Source organism: Pseudomaricurvus hydrocarbonicus (genome assembly GCF_011602365.1).
In the GTDB taxonomy this organism is placed as follows: domain Bacteria; phylum Pseudomonadota; class Gammaproteobacteria; order Pseudomonadales; family Cellvibrionaceae; genus Pseudomaricurvus; species Pseudomaricurvus hydrocarbonicus.
In genome coordinates this window covers 31442-54422 of the sequence record NZ_JAAONZ010000024.1, presented here as the reverse complement: position 1 = coordinate 54422, position 22981 = coordinate 31442, and the positions used below count along the sequence as shown (strand labels likewise).

The window sequence follows — 22981 nt, the reverse complement described above, 5'->3', positions numbered from 1 at the left end:
CTGTTTGTTGTCGCTGAAACCGGGGCTTGTTGTCGTTCACGGTGATCACTTTCACCGTGCTTTACACCACGCAAATGGCGTCACGACACATAGATATAACCAAGCCCCCAGCGCAACAGCGCAGTTTATTCGCCGCGCTGCTTGACGTTATCCAACAGCTGGCCCAGGCCTGCCGCTTTCGGTTTAACCAACCAGAATTTACCAATGAAATCGTCGAAGTTATCCAGTAACTTCTGGCCCCAGGCACTGCCGGTTTCCGCGACAAATTCCTCGATCACACCGCGCAAGTGGTTGCGATGCGCTTCCAGTGCTTCCCGGTTAATGCGATGAATTTCAATCAGCTCGTGATTGTACTTGTCCACAAAAGTGTTGTTCTGATCCAGTACGTAAGCGAAGCCGCCGGTCATACCCGCACCAAAGTTCACCCCGGTTTCACCCAGCACAGTCACAATACCGCCCGTCATGTACTCACAACAGTGGTCACCCGCACCTTCGACAACTACATGGGCGCCGGAGTTACGTACACCGCAGCGCTCACCAGCGCTGCCGGCCGCAAACAATTTACCACCCGTGGCACCGTACAAACAGGTGTTGCCCATGATGCTGGTTTCATTGGAAGCGAACTCCGACCCCTGTGGCGGACGCAGGACAATCTTGCCGCCCGCCATGCCTTTACCCACGTAGTCGTTGGCATCACCTTCCAGATACAGCTCCAGTCCACCGGCGTTCCAGACCCCAAAGCTCTGCCCGGCAATACCGGTAAGATTGAGCTTGATCGGCTTGTCGGCCATCCCCTGATTGCCATAGCGCTTGGCGATTTCACCACTGATGCGCGCCCCAATTGAGCGATCACAGTTGGTGATGTGGAACGAGAACTCGCCCCCGGTTTTGCCGTCGATAGCCGGCAACAACTCTTTCACCATGCGCTCGGCACACTCACCTTTATCGTAAGGCTCATTACGCTCTACCGCACAAATTTGTGGTTTGCTGTCGAGCAGGTCATCGGTGTAGATAATCGGCGTCAGATCCAGCTTGGCCTGCCTTTCGGTCCTGCCGTCAATGCACTCCAACAGATCCACCCGGCCCACCAGCTCTTCGATGCTACGCACCCCCAGACGGGCCATCCACTCTCGCGTTTCTTCAGCGACAAATTTGAAGAAATTCATCGCCATATCGACGGTGCCGATATAGTGCTCATCGCGCAGCTTGTCGTTCTGGGTCGCAACACCGGTCGCACAGTTGTTCAGGTGGCAAATGCGCAGGTATTTACAGCCCAGCGCCACCATCGGCGCGGTACCAAAACCAAAGCTTTCAGCGCCCAAAATGGCCGCTTTCACGACGTCCAGGCCCGACTTCAGGCCGCCGTCGGTCTGCACCCGCACCTTATCCCGCAAATCGTTCGCCCGCAGGGTCTGGTGGGTTTCACTCAGGCCCAGCTCCCAGGGGGATCCGGCGTAGCGAATCGACGTCAACGGACTTGCCGCGGTACCGCCGTCATAACCGGAAATGGTGATCAGATCCGCGTAGGCTTTCGCCACACCGGCTGCGATGGTGCCGACGCCAGGGCGGGACACCAGTTTCACCGACACCAGCGCATCGGGGTTCACCTGCTTGAGGTCATAGATCAGCTGAGCCAGATCCTCAATGGAATAAATGTCATGGTGTGGCGGCGGAGAAATCAGCGTCACGCCCGGCACCGAGTAACGCAGACGGGCAATCAGGCTGTTAACCTTGCCACCGGGCAGCTGTCCACCCTCACCGGGCTTGGCGCCCTGAGCGACTTTAATCTGCAGTACTTCGGCATTCACCAGATAATGCGGCGTCACACCAAAGCGACCGGACGCGATCTGCTTGATCTTGGACACCTTGTTGGTGCCAAAACGCACGGGGTCTTCACCACCTTCACCGCTGTTGGAGCGGCCACCTAAGGTGTTCATGGCCTGCGCCAACGCTTCATGCGCTTCCGGCGACAAAGCACCCAGCGACATCGCTGCCGAGTCAAAGCGACGCACGATGGACTCCATCGGCTCCACTTCACTCAGATCCACTGGCTGCACACCTTCTTTCAGCGCCAGCAGGTCGCGCAAGGTAGCCGTCGGGCGAGTGTTGACCAGTTCGGCGTAATCCCGCCAGGCGGAGTAATCCCCACTTTTAACGGCTTTTTGCAGGGCCTGCACCACGTCCGGATTGAACGCGTGGTACTCCTCGCCGTGGACATACTTCAGCAACCCGCCCTGATTAATCGGCTTGCGAGCGTGCCAGGCGAGCTTGGCCAGGGCTTTCTGATCTTTTTCAATATCGACAAAGCCGGCGCCCTGTATGCGGCTGGGCGTGCCCGCAAAGCACAAATCAATGACCTTGCTGTCGAGACCAATGGCTTCAAACAATTGCGCACCCCGGTAGGAAGCAACGGTTGAAATCCCCATTTTGGACAAGATTTTCAGCAGCCCTTTGTTCAGGCCTTTGCGGTAATTACTGTAGGCAGATGACGCATCCAGCAGCAGCTCACCGGTACCGATCAATTCATTGATCACCTGATAACTGAGGTACGGATAGACCGCGGTCGCCCCGTAGCCAATCAGCGCCGCCAAGTGGTGAGAGTCACGCGCCGTCGCCGTCTCAACAATGATGTTGGAATCACAGCGCAACCCGGACTGAGTCAGACTGTGATGCACCGCGCCCGTGGCCAGCAAACCGTGAATCGGCAGTTTGCCTGACTCAATGGCCCTGTCCGACAGCACAATCAACACCTTGCCGCTCTTAACCGCGGCCTCAACCGACTGCACCAGTGCCTGGATGGCCTGCTCCAGATTCTGCGTTTCAGGGTCATAGCTCAAATCGAACACCTGGGCTTCATACCCCGGGCGATCAAAATTCAGCACGGCCTGATATTTGGCCGGCGATAACACTGGCGACGTGAGGATCACACGATCGGCATGGGCAGCGGTCTCATCATAGACAGACAGCTCACGTCCCAGGCAGGTCTCCAGCGACATGACAATGGCTTCGCGCAACGGATCAATGGGCGGGTTCGTCACCTGGGCGAACTGCTGCCGGAAATAATCGTAGACACTGCGCTCTTTCTCGGACAGTACCGCCATCGGCGTATCGTCACCCATCGAGCCAACCGCTTCCTGCCCCCCTTCGGCCAATGGACGCAACACCTGATCCCGCTCTTCAAACGACACCTGAAACATCTTCATATAGCTTTTCAGGTCTTCGCGGGCCATGGGCGCATCCGCTTTCTCGGCACCCAGGGTCGCTTCGATGCGCGTCGCCTTTTCGCTCAGCCACTGCTTGTAAGGCTTGCCGCCTTTGAGCAGCTTGTCCACGTCTTCGGTGTGGAACAACTGGCCGGTTTGCGTATCAACCGACAAAATCTGACCGGGCCCAAGACGCCCCTTGGCCACCACATCTTCCGGCTTGTAGTCGTAAGTACCCACTTCCGACGCAACGGTGATGAAATCGTCCTTGGTGATCACCCAGCGGGAAGGGCGCAAGCCATTGCGATCCAGAGTACACACCGCATAACGGCCGTCTGTGATCACCAGGCCAGCCGGGCCATCCCAGGGCTCCACGTGCATGGAATTGTATTCGTAGAAGGCCCGCAGATCCGGGTCCATGTGCTCAACGTTTTGCCAGGCGGGTGGCACCAGCATACGAATGGCCCGGTGCAATTCCATGCCCCCGGTCAGCAACACTTCCAGCATGTTATCGAGACTGGAGGAATCGGAACCGGTGCGGTTGACCAATGGCGTCACTGCGCTCAATTCCGGCAGCAACTCCGTCTGGAATTTCGGCGTGCGCGCCACTGACCAGTTGCGGTTGCCCATGACGGTGTTGATTTCACCATTGTGGGCCAACATCCGGAACGGCTGAGCCAGCGGCCACTGTGGCGTGGTGTTGGTCGAGAAGCGCTGGTGGAAGACACAAATGGCCGTTTCCAGATCCGGGTTATCCAGATCCAGAAAGAATTTGGGCAGGTCCACCGGCATCATCAATCCCTTATAGGAAATGATGGTTGCGCTGAGACTGGCAATGTAAAAGCTTTTGTCGTCAACGAGACGCTTTTCCGCCAGGCGACGGGCCATGAACAATCTGGCGGCCAGCTCACGCTCGGAATGCTCACCTTCCGCCTCGACAAACAAATGCGAGAATTGCGGCAGTGACGCCAGGGCAATCGGCCCCAGACAGTCATTATTGGTGGGCACGGTGCGCCAACCCACGGCCTTCAGACCCTGGGCTTTCAGCTCTTCTTCGACAATCGTTTTCGCCGCTGCCGCCACCTTTTCGTCGCGAGACAGCATAATCGAGCCGACACCATAGGTATCCGCCAGCTCCACGCCGAGATCGGCCCGGGCCGCTTTACGCAAAAAGCCGTCAGGCTTTTGCAGCAGCAAACCACAGCCGTCACCGGTTTTTCCGTCCGCTGCAATACCACCGCGATGGGTCATGCAAGTCAGAGACTCAATGGCAGTTTTCAACAAACGATGGCTGGTCTTACCCTTGAGGTGGGCAATCAGGCCAAAGCCGCAGTTATCTTTAAATTCGTCTATCTGGTAGAGGCCAGTGCTCATAGGCGGTCTCTCAGTAATCCAACAAAAATCTTTATCAAGGGCTCAAACCTTTATGATCAGGCCTGAGACAAAAAAGCCCCTGTCTAATCGAGGGGCTCCTTGGCAAATGGGCGCAGAATATTACCCGCTTGGGAACAGGTTGGCAAGCTAAGCAAGTGGAGCCACGTGCAACTCCAGCGGGTACTTTCGCGATAGTGCTGCTAAATGCGGTGAAATTCCCGTATCTTTAAATGTACATCCGAAACACTCCTCGGCCATGGGCCTACTTTTTTCTGCTCAGGAGGCAGTGAAGCAACCCCAATCCGTGCGGCTTCTGAAGTCGGGTAGACCCCGGTGACCACCACAAACCAGGGTTGCCCGGAGCGAAGAGTCGCAAATAACCTTAACTCACGACGGTTGCCCTGACGCTCTATGAACGCCTCAACCGCGTCTTTCGAACCTGCCGCCATAACTTGCAACACATACTGACTGGGCGACAGTGACAACAAAAACGTCTCGTCGGATGACAGCTTCGAGGGCTGCCCGACAGGCGTGCCCGGGGCCTTTTCCCCGGCGCCAGCGGCAGCACCCGGCTCTTTCGAAAGCGGCTCTGGCACGGCAGCCACGGCTGTGGACAATGCGGCTGCAGAGCCCGACTGAACGCTGGACGTCAACCGCTGCTGAGCGGGGCCACCCCCGCTTGCCAACGGGTCGTTGCCGCCCGCTAAGGGCTTTTCATCTGCACGGACTAAGAGCTTGTCTTCAGCACGGACTAAGGGCTTGTCATTGCTCTCTGCTGCAGGTCGTTCCGCTTCACCCGCCAAGGGCTTTTCAGCGCCACCCGCCAAGGGCTTCAGAACCACGTCGAGGGACTCCTGCCGCCGCTGCGGCCTGGCTCCTTCGGCCACGACAGGTACGGGATCAACATCATGGCGGGTCGATGTACTGCGGCCGGCAGCATCGGCCACCGAGCCTGCGGCGGAGTCTGTTCCCGACAGCCAATTGTCCTTGTAAAAGAACGCCATCAGCAACACACCGATCAGCACCACCAAGGTAAAAATATGCGCAACCGGCAAGGTGTGCCCCACTGCCGTACTGGCGACGCCCTCATCACCGCTCTTCAACGCCAGCAACTCCCTGGCAGCGTCGTGTACCTGGCCCGGCACCCCGCCTGAGACAACCAACAACTGATCCAGTTCAGCCTCGTCAAAAGGCAGCGACCCGACCCAGCCAGCGGCTTTCAGCTTTACTTCAAGGTAGTCCGCCAGATCCTCAATATCAAGCAAGGGCAGTGCCAAGTCCTGCAAAAGGACATCCACCAAAGCGATCGCATCGAGTCGTTGCACCAGCTCAAAATCGCCAAACAGCACCATGTGCAATGGCAGCTCCTCCGCGCCGCCCGAGGACTGCAACAAACTCAGTAAGGCACTCAGCACCGCATCCCCCAGCAGGGGTGCATCGTCCAGCAACAGCAGTAAACTTTCGCGACGCTCTTGGCCCTCAGGCGCAACCGGCGCCGGCCATTCGCCAACAGAGCCCGGCTCGTCATTGTCTTGATTGGAACCCGGTGTGCGCCATTGATTCAGCCGTTGCCGAATCAAGGCCATCATTTCACCGGCCGAAGCACCCGGTGACACCTCGCAATCCAGAGCCGCCGCCAAAGCGCTAAAAATCTCTTCCGGTGACGTGACCTCATCCACCGTAATTTCGCACAGGCGGCGCGACTCGTAACACAGGTCACCCAACTGCTGCTTCAGCGTCGTGCGGCCACTGCCCGGGTCACCCGCCACCACAATGACACCGGCACCGAACGCCGACATCTGGACTAACTGCTCGACAATCAGGCCTCGCTGCGCACCACGATAGAACACAAAATCGTCATCAGCCGGATCAAAAGGGTCGAATGACAGCTGTAAGCTTTGCAGATAGCCAGGAAATATCGCGGCCGTGCCCTCTGTGGACTTTACCAACGGCATCTTGTCGCCACCCCCATCGTCTCCCCCTATCAACTGATTAATGCCTTCAATCCGCACACTGGACCAACAGCGTCTTTAATTGCGACAGGCACGGCGCCGCCCTCAGGCGGTCGCCAGTCCTTACACTTCATGTTAGCTTAACGTCAGGGAGTTTCAGATGCTACGCAATCAGTCACAGAGACTCAGGCCGACACCAAGCGGGACTCTCAGCAGGGTCGGCCTACTCAGCGTACTGCCAAACCCCGCTTGCCGGCTCAGGCACACCCAGGCCCCTTAAAATCCAGCAACTTTACGTGCGGGGGAACCTTAATAAGGCACGCCTCATCTTGCCGCCAGTGTTTGCTTCAAGTTGCTCAGGGAAAAATCCTGACTCACAACCGCCTGCCCCACAGACTGCAGCAACACCAGGCGCAACTGCCCATCCAACACTTTTTTATCCACCGCCATCAGCTTTAAAAACTCATCCTCCGTCATATTTTCCGGCGGACACAATGGCAGTTTGGCTCTTGCCAACAAACGCTTCAAACGCTCCACTTCCGCCGCGGGAAGATGCCCCTCGCGGACGGACAGATCCACCGCCATCACCATCCCTGCGGCAACCGCCTCTCCGTGCAGCCAATTGCCATAACCCTGGGAGTTTTCAATGGCGTGCCCAAACGTGTGGCCCAGATTCAGAATGGCGCGGACCCCACCCTCCCGCTCATCCTGAGCAACCACATTCGCCTTGTTTTGGCACGAGCGCTCGATCGCATAGGCCAGAGCTTCGGGCTCACAGGCCATCAAGCGTTCCATATGCTCTTCCAGCCAGCGGTAGAACGGCTCATCACTGATGAGGCCATATTTAATGACCTCGGCGATGCCGGCGGACAGCTCCCGCGCCGGCAGCGACTGCAGGACACTGGTATCAATAATCACCGCATTGGGCTGATGGAAAGCACCAATCATATTTTTCCCCAGCGGATGATTCACCCCGGTCTTGCCCCCGACAGAAGAGTCCACCTGGGACAGCAGCGTGGTCGGTATCTGGATAAAATCCACGCCCCGCTGGTAGCTGGCCGCCGCATAACCGGTCATATCCCCCACCACGCCGCCCCCCAGGGCAAGCAGCGTCGTGGTGCGATTGTGACGATCCTCCAGCAAGCGGTCATAAATGGAAGATAAGACTTGCAGGGTTTTATGCGCCTCGCCGTCGGGCAGGATCACACAAGAGACGGTCAGGTCGGTCAGCGCTGCTTTGACACGCTCCAGATAAAGTGGCGCAATGGTTTCGTTGGTGACGATGCACACTTGCTGACCACGAATATGAGGGCGCAACCACTGGGGATCCCCCAACAGCTGTTCACCAATATAGATAGGGTAACTGCGATCCCCCAAATCGACGTGCAAAGTGTGCATAGAACGGTGCTGCATAAAACCTGACCCAAACTCAAGGAAAGAGCGGCAGTTTAGCACAAGGCCAGCCTGTGACGGGAGAGCTGGCTGACGAGCCCCGGCAGGGTGATAGCTTTTAATGGTTTCCGGAAGAACTGAGCGCCAAAAAGGCCCAGCGGCCTATTTAAAGATAGAGGCAGATTAAAGATAGAGACAGAGGACGGCAAGAGAGGCTGCGCAGTTTGATTGCCGCACTGAGCAAACGGGTTTAACTGTGGTGTTTAACTGTGGTGTTTAACTACCGCGTTTAACCGTGGTGTTTAACTACAGCGTTTAACTATGGTGCTTAACTACAGCGTTTAACCGCAGAATTTAGTGTCGGGTTAGCGAACGATAGAACCGGCAGCCGGGCTTAATGTCCCCTGGCAAAGCCGCACCGGCAAGACCGGTTAACCATTATCCGGCCTGATAACGCTGTGCAATTTCCTGGGCCACGGCCTTGGGGCCACGCCGGTCCGTCTGGATGATCATGTCTGCCACTTCACGATAGAGAGAATCACGCCGGGCAATCAGTTCACGGATTTTGGCCTCCGGGTCCGGCACCTGCAAAAGCGGCCGCTTTTTATCCTTGTAGGTGCGCTCCACCAGCTGATCCACCGAGGCGGTCAAGTACACCACCGTGCCATCACCTTTCAGCATCTGGCGGTTTTCTTCTTTCATGACAATGCCGCCGCCGGTTGCCAGCACCGCCGGCTCACCAAACAACAGATCCTTGAGCACGGCGGTTTCGCGCATACGAAAGCCGTCTTCACCTTCGACGTCAAAAATCCACGGGATATCAGCGCCGGTGCGCTCCTCAATCACACGATCACTGTCAACGAACGGGAGGTGCAGAATACCGGCCAACAATTTACCGATGGTGGACTTGCCGGCCCCCATGGGGCCGACCAGAACTAAACTTTGAGACATAGGTTACTGAACCACAATGACTGAACTCACGTATACCGAGTTCTTTACGACTGAACTCTGTCGGAGCTCCTTCCAAGCCCTTATTGTACAACAGTATCCGCCAGAATCTTCGGTGTAATGAAGATTAACAGTTCTCGTTTGTTTTCGCTCTTGATGTTTTTCTTGAAGGCACGGCCCAGATAGGGAATATCACCCAGGAAAGGCACCTTGGTTTCGCCGATGACCTGCTCGGTCTGGAAGATCCCACCCAGCACCACGGTCTGGCCATCCGCCACCAGCACCTGCGTCACCAGCTCGGTCACGTCGATGGAGGGAATGCCACTGGTGGAATCAATGTCGCCCACGGAATCCTGATTCACCTTCAGATCCATAATGATGTGGTTATCCGGGGTGATCTGCGGGGTTACATCGAGCTTCAGCACCGCCTCTTTGAAAGAGGTGGAGGTGGCTCCACTGGAAGACGCCTCCTGATAGGGAATCTCGGTACCCGACTCAATGTGTGCCTGCTGCTTATCCCCGGTAATGACTTTCGGCTGCGACACAATTTCGGCGTGACCGGAGTCTTCCAGCGCCGAGATTTCCATATTCAACAAAACGTTGTCGTTGAGGAAGCTCATCGCAAAGCTGCCCGCCGGGTTGGCAATGCCCAGATCCACCGCCAGGTTTTCTGCGATGTCGGTGGTGCCACCGTTATTAAAGAAGTCGTTGGGGGTACCGGGATCGCTGTCGAGAGAATCGAAAGAGCCGCCAAACTCGACCAGCGAGTTTCCTGGGGTATCCACCCCAATGGTGCCCCACTTAACCCCCATTTCCTCGCGGAAATCCGTGTTGGCAATGACAATACGAGCTTCAATCATCACTTGACGGATCGGGACATCAATCTGCTCCACCAGCTTTTTAAACTCGTTAATTTTCTCTTGCGTATCGGTCAGAATGATCGAGTTGGTGCGCTTGTCCACGATCGCGGAGCCACGCTCTGACAAAATGCTGGCGGTCGAGCCACCCTTGCCTGCGCCGCCACTGCCGCCACCGCTGCTGCCGCCCTTGCCGCTACCGCCGAACAGCTTAAACAACTCTTCAGCACTGGCGTAACGCACACGCACATACTCAGTGAACAGCGGTGCCAACTCTTCCAGCTGCTTCTGGGTTTCCAGCTCCTGGCGTTCACGCTCGGCAATTTCTGCCGCCGGCGCCACCATCATCACATTGCCCACCTGACGCTTATCCAGACCTTTGGTCTTCAGCACCAGATCCAGCGCCTGATCCCAGGGGACATTGTCCAGACGCAGGGTAATACTGCCGGTGACGGTATCACTGGCCACCAGATTGAGCTCGGTAAAGTCGGCAATCAACTGCAGCACCGAACGCACTTCGATGTTCTGGAAGTTCAGGGAAAGCTTTTCACCCACGAAGGCAAAGCGGGCATTCTTCTCTTCCAGCTCTTTTTTGGTCAGTGGCTTGACGCTGATCACGTAGGTGTCGTCCGCCTGATAGGCCAGGTAATCGTATTCGCCCGTGGCCTTGATCTGCAGCGTGGTCTTGCGACCGTCATAATCGGCATTGACCATGGTCACCGGGGTGGCAAAATCCACCACATCGAGACTGCGACGCAGCGCGGAGGGCAACTTGGTGTCCATAAAGGAGATTTCGATATCTCCGGCGCGCTGATTCACATCGATATTCACCGCAGGGTCGGACAGATTCACAATGACCTTGCCTTCACCTTCCTCGCCACGACGGAAATCGATGTCACTGATGGCAAGCTCATCGCCGTAGACCACCAGGGCCGAGGACTGTGGAGCTGCGCTTGATTGAGCAACACCACCTGACGAGGCCACCTGCTGAACCGTTGGGCGGCTGCCCACTTCAATCACCAGCGCATTGCCTTCTTCGCGAGTGACATAGGCGCTGAGTTGCGCAAGATTCAAAATCAGCCGGGTGCGGTCATCACTGCTGAGCACGACCGCAGACTTGGCATTGTCAAATGACAAGGGGAACTTGCGCTGCGACAGCTCGTTATCCACCCCTTCAAAGTCCAGCACAATCCGCGCCGGCTGCTCAATGGTATAGCCCGTTGGCTTCTGGGGCTGTGCGTCAAAACCCAATCGAACTTCGAACCGGTCCCCGGGCAGTTCTGCAAACTGAACGTCCTGGAGCGTACTGGCCGAAGCCGCAGAGAAGGCGGTTAGCATCCAGACTCCAATCATCGCTGCGGCCGCTTCCGCTTTTCGCTTAAGATGCACTGTCATGTTTATTATTCCTTCTCCGCAATTTGTAAGACTTTAGGGCGTTCGACCCATCCATCCGCACCATTAGGCACAATTTCTATAATATCGATTTGACGACTCGAAGTAGCCACAATACGGCCGTAGTTCTTTCCCAGAAAGTTCCCTTGCTTCACTCGGTGAATACCACCCTCACCGTCGTTGATCAGCACCCACAGGGTTCCCCCCTGCTCCAGGGTGCCCACCATGTTCAGTGAGGCAATGTTAAAGCCTTCCAGAAATTCTTTTTCCCGGCTCAGATCGGGTTTGATGTTGGATTTCTTGCCCAGCACCAGTTGATTGAGGTCTTCCACCGGTGGATCAAAAGGGCTGCGCTCTGTCATGGCGCTGTAGGAAAAGCTTTGGTAGGGCACAAACGGCGGCAATGGTTCGATATTGCCCGCCGGACGCCGCTTGGTTTCTGCAATAAAATCTTTCAAGTCCTGATGGTTGCCACCACTACAGGCTGACAACATGAAGAGGGTGGCTAGCAAGCCAACACCGCGGGGCCAGTTAAACGACAACATTATTTGCTCCCCTCACTTTTGTAGCGGTAGGTCTTGGCCAGAATAGTCATGTCCAGCATACCGCTACTGCTTGATTTCTTGATGTTGTAATCGTGCAGGGTCACGATGCGCGGCATGCCCGCCACCCCGCTGACAAACGTACCAAAGTCGTGATAAGGACCGGTGACGTTGATTGAAATGGGCAGTTCAACATAGAACGCTGCCTTTTTTTCTTTCTGCAACGTGATGCTTTTGATCGTCAAACCGCTTTCGGAACCACGCTCATCAATATCCTCCAATAAACCCGGCACCTCGGTATCACTCGGGAGTTGCGCCACCAGCGCACCAAAGGATTTTTCCATTTCCTTCATCTGTTCACGGTAGGCGTCCAGATTGGCCGCCTGGAAAGCTTTTTGCTTGAAGGTATTTCTTAAGGTTTCCTCTTTTGCGGTCACTGTTTGTAACTGCACATTCAGGTCTTTGATGAAGAAGTAGTACCCCCCCGCCACCAGAGCCGCAATCAAAATCACGCACAATACTATTTTTCCAGCTACTGGCCAGACCCCCATACGGGTCCAATCGATGTCGTTCACATCGAATTCATTGAGCTGACCTAACACGTCTTGCAATGCCATCCCCAACCTCGCTACTTATTTCTTATGCTGCACGCCGCTTGCGGGCGTGCAATCGTGCTGACAGTTATAATCACACTCACTTTTTACCCGCCTCAGACAGATCCTCTTTTGGCTTGGTCGTAGCAAAATTCATCGAAAACTGACTGGCCTGCTCCCCGAATTGAGGTGCAGCTTTAACCGCTTTCAGGTTGGGGGTCGAGAACCACTCCGAACTGTCGAGGTTGCGCATGAACGCCGACACCCGGACATTGGATTCAGTAATACCTTCTAACTGAATCTGATCGCCGCGACGCGTCAATGAATTCAGGTAGACGCCTTCCGGTACCGCTCGCACCAATTCATCAAAGTAGCGAACGATGACCGGACGCTCACCCTGCAGCCCCTGAATTACCTTCATTCGGGCCAGCAACTCAGCGCGGCGCTTCTTCAGCGCCTGGATTTCTTTCACTTTTTCCTGCAGCGCGCTGATTTCCTGGTCCAGCATCCGGTTGCGGTCTTTTTGCGACTCAATGGAGCCCTGCACCGAACTGATCCAGATATACACACACAGCGCAGTGACGGCCGCCACAAACGCCAGCACACCCAAAAATTCCTGCTGTTTCTCGCGGCGATATTCATCGCGCCACGGGAGGAGGTTAATCTTTGCCATTAATCAAAACTCCTCATCGCCAGCCCCACGGCAATCATCAGCGAAGGTGCATCATTGGCCAGGGCAACGGCGTTGACCCGGGAGGCCACGGTCATATTGGCAAAAGGATTCGCAACACTCACTTCAGTCCCCAATTTTTCACTGATCAGATCGCTGAGCCCCGCCAGGGAGGCGACCCCACCGGCCAGGATAATGTGATCTACGTCGTTGTACTGGCTGGAGGAGAAAAAGAACTGCAGGGAACGGGTGACCTGTTGCACCACCGCATCTTTAAAGGGCTCGAGCACCTCTTCGGTGTAATCGTCCGGCAAGCCACCCTGTTTTTTCGCCAGCCCCGCCTCTTCGACCGACAAGCCGTAGCGGCGCTGGATTTCTTCCGTCAATTGCTTGCCGCCGAACAGCTGCTCACGGGTGTAGACCGTTTTGCCGCCGACCAGCACACTCAGGGTCGTCATGGTGGCGCCAATATCAAGCACGGCAATGACCTGGTCGTCCTGGTCTTCCAGCTGTTCCTCAACCAGAGCAAAGGCTCGCTCCATGGTATACGCTTCGACGTCCACCACTTTCGGTTTCAAGTCGGCCAATTCCAGAGCCGCCACACGCAAATCGACGTTTTCACGGCGACAGGCCGCCAGCAAAACATCGATCATGTCGGGATTGATTTCGGACTCGCCCTGGACTTCGAAGTCGATGGCAACTTCTTCCAGGGGGTAAGGAATGTACTGATCTGCCTCGAGGGAAATCTGCGTTTCCAGCACGTCGTCACTCATGCCCCCGGGCATTTCAATCACCTTGGTGATGACGGCCGACCCGGCAACGGCGACGGCCGCATCCTTCAGCTTGGTTTTGGATTGAAGAAGCAGCGACTTGAGAGTATCAGCAACGGCTTCGACCTCGTTGATGTTTTTCTCAACCACCGCATTCGGTGGAAGCGCCTTAACCGCGTAACTTTCCACTCGATAGCGGTCGCCATTGCGGCTAAGCTCCAGTAACTTGATCGATGTCGAGCTAATGTCCAGCCCCAAAACGGGCTTGGCTTTTCGCTCTAAGAACCCCAAAATTCCCATTTTTCTATCTATTTCCGTAACTTAGGTGCATTTGATGTTATAGCACTTTAACTTAAGCCTGCAACAAGGCAAACCATATGTAAACCCTTAAAAACCGCTTATAATGCTTCGCTCACACATTCCGTCTCGCTAACCCTTTAATTCTCATAGAAAAAATGACCTATAAAGAAAAAATCATACCCTGGGCTTTCTGGCTCATTCTGGCTGCGGGCAGCGGAACTTTGGCGCTTTTTGCGGGGATCACGCTCTACCTCACCCCTAAATTGCCGGAAGTGGAAACTCTTCGGCAGATAAAACTGCAAACACCGCTGCGAATTTATTCCGACGACGGCCTGCTTATTGGCGTCTTTGGTGAGAAACGACGCAACCCCGTCGCCATCGAAAATGTTCCCCAAGACTTTATAAATGCCATTCTTTCCGCCGAAGACGACAGATTCTACTCCCATCATGGCGTCGATATTAAAGGCCTTTTGAGAGCCGCTTCACAATTATTGCAATCAGGGCAAATTCAAACTGGCGGAAGTACCATTACAATGCAGGTCGCCAGAAACTTTTTTCTGACGCGCAAACAGACATTCAGCCGCAAATTCAATGAAATCCTGCTCGCGCTGCAGATCGAAAAAGAATTGAGCAAAAGTGAAATTCTTGAGCTCTACGCCAACAAAATCTACCTCGGCAACCGCGCCTATGGCATCGGAGCGGCGGCGCAGGTGTACTACGGCAAAGACATCAATGACTTGAGTCTGGCCCAGCTGGCCATGATTGCCGGCCTGCCAAAAGCGCCTTCAGCCTACAACCCACTGGCCAACCCACAGCGCGCACTGGTGCGGCGCAACTGGATTTTGGGGCGCATGGTGTCGCTGGACTACATCACCGAAGAGCAATATCAGGTTGCCGTGCAAGAGCCTGTGACGGCCTCCTACCACGGCTCCAAGCTGGAACTGAGCGCCCCCTATATTGCCGAAATGGCTCGCAAGGAAGCTGTCGACAAGCTGGGGCTGGCCGCCTACACCGATGGCTTTAAGATTTACACCACCATCAATTCACAACTACAGGCTCGCGCCCAAAAAGCCGTCATCGACGGCCTGATCAGCTACGACCTGCGTCACGGCTACCGAGGGCCCGAGGCCAAACTGACACTCCCGGACGCTCTGGCCGCCAAGACGACCAGCACGGAACCGCCATCGGCATCCACCCCTGGCGACAGCGCCGCCGCAGAGTCTGACTCGGCGCAGCCTCTGACGGAGTGGCAACAAGAGTGGCAACAGGAACTGGACCACTACAAAACCATCGGCGGGCTGATGGCCGCCGCGGTGACCCAGGTCAATGCCGACAGTATCGTATTTCTGGCGTCTGACGGCACTCAGGCCAGTGTCCATTGGGAGAACGGCCTGTCCGAGGCCCGCGCGTACATCAACGAAAACAGTCGCGGACCGGCCCCCAAACAGGCCTCGGATGTGCTCGCGGTGGGCGACGTCATTCGCGTGGCCAAAACTCAGGCTGCAGACACCGGGGAAGACATCTGGCAACTCACCCAGGTGCCCGCTGCCCAGGCAGCTCTGGTGTCTCTCAACCCCGATGATGGGGCCATCCGTGCGCTGGTCGGCGGTTTTGACTTTAACCAAAGCCACTTTAACCGCGCCACTCAGGCGGAGCGCCAGCCGGGTTCAAACTTTAAACCCTTTATCTACACCGCAGCACTGGAACAGGGACTTACGCCGGCCACCATCATCAACGATGCCCCCATTGTGTTTGACGACGCCTCCATGGAAAGCACCTGGCGCCCGGAAAATGCCAGCGGCAAGTTTTTTGGCCCCACCCGCCTGCGCCAGGCGCTGTATAAATCCCGCAACCTGGTCTCCATCCGCATCCTTCGTCGCATAGGCATCAATAATGCCCTGGACACCATGGACCGCTACGGGCTGGATAAAAGCCAAATGCCCCGCAACCTGTCACTGGCGCTGGGCACCGCTGCCCTCACACCACTGCAAATCGCCACCGGCTACACCGTGTTTGCCAATGGCGGCTACAAGGTCTCTCCCTACCTCGTAGCGCGGATTGAAGACGTGGATGGCAACATCACCTTTCAGGCTCTGCCGGCCACCGTTTGCCGCCCCTGTGAAGTCGAAGCCAACACGGCAGAGGCCAGTGAAGCGCTCACGGCGGATTCAGGGGACGGCAACCAGGTCGCCAACGCTCAACAAGAGAGCCTGGACGCCCTGGAAAAAGCCATGGCCGCAGAGCTCAATGACCAGCCACTGCAGCCCGCAAATGAGATTGCCAGCTCGTCCCTGGACACGGCGCTTGACCCCAACTCAGAGTCGGAAAACACCGCCGAGGACTCAGACCAGCTGATGCAGGAAGCCCCTCAACCGCCAGTGGCGCCGAGGGTTTTGAGCCCGCAGATCGCCTACCTGATAGATGACATGCTGCGCGATGTCATCAAGAAAGGGACTGGCCGCAAGGCGCTGGCCCTCGGACGCAATGATCTGGCGGGTAAAACCGGCACCACCAACGGCCCCAAAGATGCCTGGTTCTCCGGCTACAACAACCGTGTGGTCACCACCGCCTGGCTGGGCTTTGACCAAAACTCCGACCTCGGGCGGCGTGAGTACGGCGGCACCTCGGCCCTGCCGATCTGGATTGACTATATGGCCCTGGCCCTGAAGGACATTCCGGAAGCCCCCCGGTCCCTGCCCGACAATCTGGTCTCCGTGCGCATTGACCCGAACACCGGCATGCGCGCGCCGGCCACTCAAAGCAACGCCATCTTTGAGACCTTCCGCCTGGAAAACGTCCCTGAGTACAATCAGCAAACCGCTCCGCAACTGGACCACAGAGAAACCGGCGCGACTCAGGAAGCACTCCCTGAGGAACTGTTTTAGCCCCGGAATGCTTTCTCTGGCTGCGCCATTCGCCTTGAGCGAGTGGCGAGTGGCGAGTGGCGAGTGGCGAGAAACTAGAAACTAGAAACTAGAAACTAGAAACTAGAAACTAGAAACTAGAAACTAGAAACTAGAAACAGTGTGACGAGACGTTGAGCATAAAAAAACCGCCGGGAGGCGGTTTTTTTATGCTTGGGCGATAGCGATCTTTACTCAGCAATCGGCCACTGACTGCAATGGGTAGTGGGACGGGTAAGGCAAGCGCGCCACACCACTGTCCACGGCCGCCTGCGCCACCGCCGCAGCCACCGCACCCAGCAAACGCTGATCGGTCGGCTTGGGCAGAATGTACTGGCGACCAAAGCTCAGCTCACCGCCGCCATAGGCCTTCAGCACCTCGGTCGGCACGGCCTGTTTGGCCAGATCCTTAATCGCATGGACCGCTGCCAACTTCATGCTGGCATTGATTTCTGAGGCACGCACGTCCAGAGTGCCGCGAAACAGGAACGGGAAGCACAGCACGTTGTTCACCTGATTCGGGAAATCAGAACGGCCCGTGGCCATAATCAAATCATCGCGCACCTCATGGGCCAGTATCGGGCTGATTTCCGGATCCGGATTGGAGCAGGCAAACACGACCGGGTTCGCCGCCATCTTCGCCAGCTGCTCGGCACTCAGCAGGTTGGGACCCGACACGCCCAAAAAAGCATCGGCGTCTTCAATGGCATCGTCCAGAGTGCGCGCACTGGTTTCCCGAGCGAACTCTTCCTTGTACTGATTCAGACCATCTCGACCCGCGTAGATCACGCCTTTGCTGTCGAGCATGGTGATATTGTCGCGCTGGGCCCCGGCGATCACCAGCAAAGAAGAACAGGCGTGCGCTGCAGCACCCGCGCCCAGACACACAATTTTGGCGTCTTCAATGCGTTTACCCTGGATTTCCAGGGCATTGAGCATACCCGCCGCCGTCACAATCGCGGTGCCGTGCTGGTCATCGTGAAAGACCGGCACCTGACAGCGCTCGATCAAGGCTTTCTCGATCTGAAAACACTCAGGCGCTTTAATATCTTCGAGGTTGATACCGCCCCAGGTATTGGCAATGCTGGCCACGGTTTCAATAAACGCTTCCGGGCTCTCGGACTCGACTTCCACATCAACGGAATCGATACCGGCAAAACGCTTGAACAACAGGCTTTTCCCTTCCATCACCGGCTTGCTCGCCAGAGGGCCCAGGTTACCCAGACCCAAAATGGCGCTGCCATCGGTAATCACGGCCACCATATTGCCTTTGGCGGTGTATTTGTAGGCGCTCTCGGGATCTTGCGCGATCTCGCGGACGGGCTCAGCCACCCCAGGGCTATACGCCAAAGAGAGGTCTTCCTGTGTTTCAGCCGGTGTGGTTATCTCCACAGACAGCTTTCCGGGCTTGGGAAACGCGTGGTAATCCAAAGCCGCTTTTTTAAATGAATCTGACATGTCTCACGTCCGTTACCGCTCTAGGGCGTTTTTTTTAGGGGGCGTGAAGGATACCGGACACCCCAGAGTGACTCAAGAGCCTGACCGGCGCTTCAGGGTGAGCAAATTGGCCATGGAGACGGCTAATCTGGCAATTCCCCCACGATTTTTGCGTCTTTTGTACGTTTTTCAGGGATAAAAAAAGCGCTGCAGGCGTTAGTCCTGAGCGCTTTTTTTGAAACTGCTTCAAGAGAATTCCGCTCGACTTACGCCGTCGTAAACCCTCTCAAAACCGCAATTGGCTTCAATAAATAATCACTATTTATCTTATTTAGCCGCGATACGGCTGCCAAAACGCTTCTTAAACTTGTCAACACGACCACCGGTGCTGGTTTGCTTCTGCTTACCAGTGTAAAAAGGGTGACAGCTGGAACACACGTCCAGGTGCATGTCCTGACCCTTGGTAGAACCGGTAGTGATAACGTTGCCACAACTGCAGGTTGCAGTCATTGGGCTGTACTTAGGATGGATATCTGCTTTCATGGGTATCGCCTTCATGTCATTCTGTGCCGCCACTCGATCTTGTGCCGAGCACCGCACAACGGTTAGTCTTAGCGGGTAAAATAAGACGGCGCATACTACCAGAAACCCCCATCAACGCAAGACTATTGTGCGTTTTTTCGGCAGCCTGCTTACAGATTCACGGAGACCCCCACTTTTCCCATGCCAGCGCTTGAGATTTACGCCGTCGCCCTGCCCACTCCGCTGCGCAGAACGTTTGATTATTTGGCGGCGGAACCCGCTGAGGCCGCGCCAGCGCCCCAGCAGACGCTATTGCTCCAAGATGACCCAGCCCCAAGCCAGCCCGCGCACGAGCCGTCAATCAAAGGCCGGCCAGGCATGCGGGTCAGCGTCAATTTCGGTAACCAAAAGCTCATTGGGGTGATTGTTGCCGTCAAAGAGCACAGTGAGTTTGATCTGAAAAAACTCAAACCGATCTTGGCCCTGCTGGACGCAACCCCACTGATTCCGCCGGAACTGCTGCACCTGTGCCAGTGGGCGGCCCACTATTACCACCACCCTTTGGGGGAAGTCCTGGCGGCGGCCATCCCCGTGGCCCTGCGACAGGGAGAGGCCGCAGAGCTCAGCACAGAAAAAGCCTGGCAGCTGACCGTCAACGGGCTCCACTGCGACCTCAACGAGCTGCGGCGAGCCCCCAAGCAACAACAATTACTGCAGCAATTGCAGGACGAAGCCCGCCTCGGCGTCTCGACCGTTCTGCATAAAGACTTGTTATTGCAGGCGGTGAATCGCAATGCACTTAAAGGCTTGAGTGACAAAGGTCTGATCGACGCCCTGGAAATCACGCCCGAACCGCTGCGGCCCGCGAAATTGCTTAAGACACAACCGCTGGTACTCAACGCCGAGCAATCCAACGCCCTGGCGCAAATCACGCTGGACGATTACACCTGTCACCTGCTTTATGGCACTACCGGTAGCGGCAAGACTGAGGTGTATCTGCAGGCAATTGAACAGGTTCTCCGAGCCGGCAAGCAGGCACTGGTACTGATTCCAGAAATTGGTTTAACCCCGCAAACCCTCAGCCGCTTTCAGCGCCGCTTTAACCGCCCACTGGCGGTACTGCACTCCAATCTCAACGACACTGAACGCAAGCAAGCCTGGCTGTTGGCAGCCGCGGGAGATGCCGACATCATCATCGGCACCCGTTCTGCCATTTTTACCCCCCTGCGCCGCCCTGGCATCGTGATTCTGGATGAAGAACACGACACCTCTTTCAAACAGCAGGAAGGCTTCCGCTATTCCGCCCGCGATCTGGCCGCCGTGCGCTGCCAGCGGCTGGGCATTCCGCTGATTCTGGGCAGCGCCACCCCGTCACTGGAAAGCTACCACAACGCCCGGCAAGAGCGGTATCGCCTGCTGCTGCTGACCCAGAGAGCGGGCGACGCCCAACCACCGGCCATCGAGCTCATTGACCTCAAGCGCCAACCGCTGCAGGAGGGCCTGACCCAGGCTTTGCTGGAACAGATTGAGCAACACCTGCTGGCCAGCGGCCAGGTGCTGGTGTTCATCAACCGGCGGGGGTTTGCGCCCACCCTGATGTGTCACGACTGTGGCTGGCTGTCCCAGTGTCATCACTGTGACGCGCGCCTGACCGTGCACCAGCAACCCGCGCACCTGCACTGCCATCACTGCGACTATCAGCGACCGTTGATCCACCACTGTCCCACCTGCAACAGTCGCGAACTGCACTGTGTCGGTCAGGGCACCGAACGCACGGAAACCCTGTTGCAGAATCGCTTTCCGGACTTTCCGGTGATCCGGGTCGACCGAGATTCCACCCGCCAGAAACACGCCATGAGCAACATCATCGACCAGGTCAATCGCGGCGAGCCCTGCTTGTTGGTGGGCACCCAGATGCTGGCCAAAGGGCATCACTTTCCCAACGTGACTCTGGTCGCCATCATCGACGCCGACGGCGGCCTGTTCAGTACCGATTTCCGCGGTCCCGAACGCATGGGTCAACTGTTGTTGCAGGTGGCCGGCCGGGCCGGTCGGGCAGAAAAGCCCGGCAGCGTGCTGATCCAAAGCCATCTGTGCGAACACCCCATGCTGCAAACCCTGCTGCATCAAGGCTACAGCGCCTTTGCCCAGCTGTTGTTGCACGAGCGCCAGCTGTCCATGCTGCCACCCTTCCGTTTTATGGCGCTGCTGCGCGCCGAATCCTCACGCTCGGAAAACGCCCACGAACTGTTGCAGATTGCCCGCAATATGGCCGAGCGGATCTGTCCGTCACAGCCAGACCTGCAATACCTGGGGCCCCTGCCTGCGCCCATGGAAAAGCGCAACCAGCGCTTTCGGCATCAACTGCAGATACACGCCAGCAGTCGCGCCCAACTGCACCAGCTGCTCACACCACTGATTGCCGAGCTGGAGCAACACCCTCTCAGCCGCCGCACCCGCTGGTCCCTGGACGTCGACCCCCAGGATATGAGCTAGCTTGAGTCGGCGGCTTCCCGGACCCCGGCAGCCTTTAGCCAGAGCCCGGCCAAGCCGTTGCAACCACGCTGAGCTAAGGCTGGTACGGTTGCAGTAAAAGAAGACGTGAGCTGATTGGCAGGTTTTCACCAGCGTCGGTTGGTCGACCTGCCCATGTCGAGTACAATTCCGCATAAATCATTCGCTTGTGATACTTCATCTTCCCAAGACCCGGACCCCATGACCCGAGACTTTGCCAAAAAATCGCGCCCGCCCGCCGCCAGCAGCAGCCGCAGCTCGACAAGATCGAGCTCCCGCCGCAAGAGCAGCTCTGCCAACAAGCGTTCAGCCAACAAGCCCAAATCCCAGGTGCCGGGCTGGGTATGGCTGTTCACGGGCACAGTACTGGGCGCTTTCATCATGTTTCTGGCCTACCTTTCCGGCGTCGCGCCGCAACCGACCAACCCACAGCCGGTGATGGCCGAGTCCCAGCCTGAAAAAATCAAAGCCCAGGTCCCCAAACCCCGCTTCGATTTTTATCAACTGCTGAAAGAAACCGAAGTGGTGGTTAAAGACCCCACGCCAGCCCCCAAGACCCAAACCCAGCCCAGTGAGCAGCAGGAGTTTATTCTGCAGGTGGGCTCGTTTAAAAAGAGCGCCGACGCCGATCGCCTGCGGGCTGAACTGATTTTGATGAACCTGGAAGCGCAGGTGGAAACCGTCACCGTGCGCAACGGTGAGACCTGGCACCGGGTGCTGGTCGGCCCTTACGACTCAAGCTCACGAGTGGCCAGTGCGCGCAGCACACTGGTGTCCAACGACATCAATCCACTGCTGCTCAAGCGCAAGAAAGGTTAGAACAGCCGTTAAGCGCTGCCAGCCCACCCGGTGTGGCTTCTCTTATTGCGCCACACCCGGGTGTGGCGCCGCCTGACCACTCCCCACAGAGCGACTGCGTAAAGCAGTGTAATGACCCTCCCTGGCGCATTTTCCAGCCTTGAATTCTCCCCTGCCGCCCCCACCTTTGGTTTCAGAATCACCCCAAATTCACTGAAGCTAAGGATTCCCTGTGGAACAATATCGAGGTACTACCATTCTCTCTGTGCGTCGCAACGGCAAGGTTGTGATTGGCGGAGATGGCCAGGTCTCCATGGGCAACACCGTCATGAAGGGCAATGCCCGCAAGGTGCGCCGCTTGTATAATGATCAGGTGCTGGCCGGTTTTGCCGGTGGCACCGCCGATGCTTTTACCCTGTTTGAACGCTTTGAAGCCAAGCTGGAAGCGCACAACGGTCAGCTGGTCCGCGCCGCCGTAGAACTGGCCAAGGACTGGCGCACCGACCGCGCCCTGCGCCGCCTGGAAGCGCTGCTGGCCGTGGCCGACAAGGATGCCTCGCTCATCATCACCGGCAATGGCGATGTGATTCAGCCCGAGCAAGACATTATCGCCATTGGCTCCGGCGGCCCCTTTGCCCAATCCGCCGCCCGCGCCCTGTTTGAAAACACCGACATGGAAGCCCGTGGCATTGTGGAGAAGAGTCTCGGCATCGCCGGTGACATCTGTGTGTTTACCAATCACAACCACGTCATTGAAGAATTAGAGTACGACGCTTAACGCTGCAGACACTCAAGCCCAGGTGTGGGTTAAGCC

16 protein-coding genes are annotated in these 22981 nt (G+C 56.7%); 4 read left to right on the top strand and 12 right to left on the bottom strand.

Features of this window, described 5'->3' with window-relative positions; translation table 11 throughout:
* Nucleotides 1-125: 125 nt before the first annotated feature.
* The 9 genes from gltB to G8770_RS21350 form a co-directional block, all read right to left on the bottom strand.
* Entirely contained in the window at nucleotides 126-4577 is a 4452-nt protein-coding gene (gltB, locus tag G8770_RS21390; RefSeq protein ID WP_167191797.1) for a glutamate synthase large subunit, read from the bottom strand.
* Nucleotides 4578-4777: 200 nt separating this feature from the next.
* Nucleotides 4778-6532 carry an AAA family ATPase gene (locus G8770_RS21385; protein ID WP_167191795.1) on the bottom strand — a complete coding sequence of 585 codons (1755 nt, stop codon included), beginning with the start codon at nucleotides 6530-6532 and terminating at the stop codon, nucleotides 4778-4780.
* Between the two features lie 321 nt (nucleotides 6533-6853).
* On the bottom strand, nucleotides 6854-7927 hold the full coding sequence (gene aroB / locus G8770_RS21380) for a 3-dehydroquinate synthase (RefSeq protein WP_167191793.1): 1074 nt from the start codon (nucleotides 7925-7927) through the stop codon (nucleotides 6854-6856).
* Nucleotides 7928-8359: 432 nt separating this feature from the next.
* Nucleotides 8360-8872 carry a shikimate kinase AroK gene (gene aroK / locus G8770_RS21375; RefSeq protein ID WP_167191791.1) on the bottom strand — a complete coding sequence of 171 codons (513 nt, stop codon included), beginning with the start codon at nucleotides 8870-8872 and terminating at the stop codon, nucleotides 8360-8362.
* Nucleotides 8873-8952: 80 nt separating this feature from the next.
* Nucleotides 8953-11121, bottom strand: a complete 2169-nt coding sequence (locus G8770_RS21370) for a type IV pilus secretin PilQ (RefSeq protein WP_167191789.1) — start codon at nucleotides 11119-11121, stop codon at nucleotides 8953-8955.
* Nucleotides 11122-11126: 5 nt separating this feature from the next.
* On the bottom strand, nucleotides 11127-11663 hold the full coding sequence (locus G8770_RS21365) for a pilus assembly protein PilP (protein WP_167191787.1): 537 nt from the start codon (nucleotides 11661-11663) through the stop codon (nucleotides 11127-11129).
* A complete protein-coding gene (locus G8770_RS21360; RefSeq protein ID WP_167191784.1) occupies nucleotides 11663-12277 on the bottom strand; it encodes a type IV pilus inner membrane component PilO in 615 nt (204 codons plus the stop codon). Before G8770_RS21360 ends, G8770_RS21365 begins: the two co-directional genes overlap by 1 nt.
* A gap of 76 nt (nucleotides 12278-12353) precedes the next feature.
* Nucleotides 12354-12926, bottom strand: coding sequence for a PilN domain-containing protein (locus tag G8770_RS21355; RefSeq protein WP_167191782.1), 573 nt, complete (start codon nucleotides 12924-12926; stop codon nucleotides 12354-12356).
* Nucleotides 12926-13993 carry a pilus assembly protein PilM gene (locus G8770_RS21350; RefSeq protein WP_167191780.1) on the bottom strand — a complete coding sequence of 356 codons (1068 nt, stop codon included), beginning with the start codon at nucleotides 13991-13993 and terminating at the stop codon, nucleotides 12926-12928. The genes G8770_RS21355 and G8770_RS21350 overlap by 1 nt, the downstream gene beginning before the upstream one ends.
* A 155-nt stretch (nucleotides 13994-14148) precedes the next feature.
* On the opposite strand from G8770_RS21350, the gene G8770_RS21345 reads away from it, so the two are divergent.
* The gene (locus G8770_RS21345) at nucleotides 14149-16878 is read left to right on the top strand and encodes a penicillin-binding protein 1A (protein WP_167191778.1); all 2730 of its coding nucleotides are present in this window, start codon (nucleotides 14149-14151) and stop codon (nucleotides 16876-16878) included.
* Nucleotides 16879-17091: 213 nt separating this feature from the next.
* Here the strand turns inward: G8770_RS21345 and G8770_RS21340 are convergent, their stop codons facing one another.
* Nucleotides 17092-18354 (bottom strand): malic enzyme-like NAD(P)-binding protein, encoded by a 1263-nt coding sequence (locus G8770_RS21340; protein WP_167191775.1) that lies wholly within the window; start codon nucleotides 18352-18354, stop codon nucleotides 17092-17094.
* A 306-nt stretch (nucleotides 18355-18660) separates the two neighbouring features.
* A complete protein-coding gene (rpmE, locus tag G8770_RS21335) occupies nucleotides 18661-18876 on the bottom strand; it encodes a 50S ribosomal protein L31 (protein WP_167191773.1) in 216 nt (71 codons plus the stop codon).
* Between the two features lie 180 nt (nucleotides 18877-19056).
* On the opposite strand from rpmE, the gene G8770_RS21330 reads away from it, so the two are divergent.
* Nucleotides 19057-21351, top strand: coding sequence for a primosomal protein N' (locus tag G8770_RS21330; protein WP_167191771.1), 2295 nt, complete (start codon nucleotides 19057-19059; stop codon nucleotides 21349-21351).
* A gap of 125 nt (nucleotides 21352-21476) precedes the next feature.
* Here G8770_RS21330 and G8770_RS23980 read toward each other — a convergent pair whose 3' ends face one another.
* A complete protein-coding gene (locus G8770_RS23980; protein ID WP_208022434.1) occupies nucleotides 21477-21752 on the bottom strand; it encodes a hypothetical protein in 276 nt (91 codons plus the stop codon).
* Between G8770_RS23980 and G8770_RS21325 the strand changes: the two genes are divergently transcribed.
* Together G8770_RS21325 and hslV are read left to right on the top strand one after the other, a co-directional pair.
* Nucleotides 21751-22188: an SPOR domain-containing protein gene (locus G8770_RS21325; RefSeq protein WP_208022433.1), complete on the top strand. Its 438-nt coding sequence runs from the start codon at nucleotides 21751-21753 to the stop codon at nucleotides 22186-22188. The two genes, G8770_RS23980 and G8770_RS21325, sit on opposite strands and share 2 nt — an antisense overlap.
* Nucleotides 22189-22399: 211 nt before the next feature.
* Nucleotides 22400-22945: an ATP-dependent protease subunit HslV gene (gene hslV, locus G8770_RS21320; protein WP_167191767.1), complete on the top strand. Its 546-nt coding sequence runs from the start codon at nucleotides 22400-22402 to the stop codon at nucleotides 22943-22945.
* Nucleotides 22946-22981: the final 36 nt, after the last annotated feature.

Coding starts and splice junctions, on each gene's coding strand:
- gltB (WP_167191797.1), bottom strand. CDS start 4,577: ATGAGCACTGGCCTCTACCAGATAGACGAATTTAAAGATAACTGCGGC.
- G8770_RS21385 (WP_167191795.1), bottom strand. CDS start 6,532: ATGCCGTTGGTAAAGTCCACAGAGGGCACGGCCGCGATATTTCCTGGC.
- aroB (WP_167191793.1), bottom strand. CDS start 7,927: ATGCACACTTTGCACGTCGATTTGGGGGATCGCAGTTACCCTATCTAT.
- aroK (WP_167191791.1), bottom strand. CDS start 8,872: ATGTCTCAAAGTTTAGTTCTGGTCGGCCCCATGGGGGCCGGCAAGTCC.
- G8770_RS21370 (WP_167191789.1), bottom strand. CDS start 11,121: ATGACAGTGCATCTTAAGCGAAAAGCGGAAGCGGCCGCAGCGATGATT.
- G8770_RS21365 (WP_167191787.1), bottom strand. CDS start 11,663: ATGTTGTCGTTTAACTGGCCCCGCGGTGTTGGCTTGCTAGCCACCCTC.
- G8770_RS21360 (WP_167191784.1), bottom strand. CDS start 12,277: ATGGCATTGCAAGACGTGTTAGGTCAGCTCAATGAATTCGATGTGAAC.
- G8770_RS21355 (WP_167191782.1), bottom strand. CDS start 12,926: ATGGCAAAGATTAACCTCCTCCCGTGGCGCGATGAATATCGCCGCGAG.
- G8770_RS21350 (WP_167191780.1), bottom strand. CDS start 13,993: ATGGGAATTTTGGGGTTCTTAGAGCGAAAAGCCAAGCCCGTTTTGGGG.
- G8770_RS21345 (WP_167191778.1), top strand. CDS start 14,149: ATGACCTATAAAGAAAAAATCATACCCTGGGCTTTCTGGCTCATTCTG.
- G8770_RS21340 (WP_167191775.1), bottom strand. CDS start 18,354: ATGTCAGATTCATTTAAAAAAGCGGCTTTGGATTACCACGCGTTTCCC.
- rpmE (WP_167191773.1), bottom strand. CDS start 18,876: ATGAAAGCAGATATCCATCCTAAGTACAGCCCAATGACTGCAACCTGC.
- G8770_RS21330 (WP_167191771.1), top strand. CDS start 19,057: ATGCCAGCGCTTGAGATTTACGCCGTCGCCCTGCCCACTCCGCTGCGC.
- G8770_RS21325 (WP_208022433.1), top strand. CDS start 21,751: ATGTTTCTGGCCTACCTTTCCGGCGTCGCGCCGCAACCGACCAACCCA.
- G8770_RS23980 (WP_208022434.1), bottom strand. CDS start 21,752: ATGATGAAAGCGCCCAGTACTGTGCCCGTGAACAGCCATACCCAGCCC.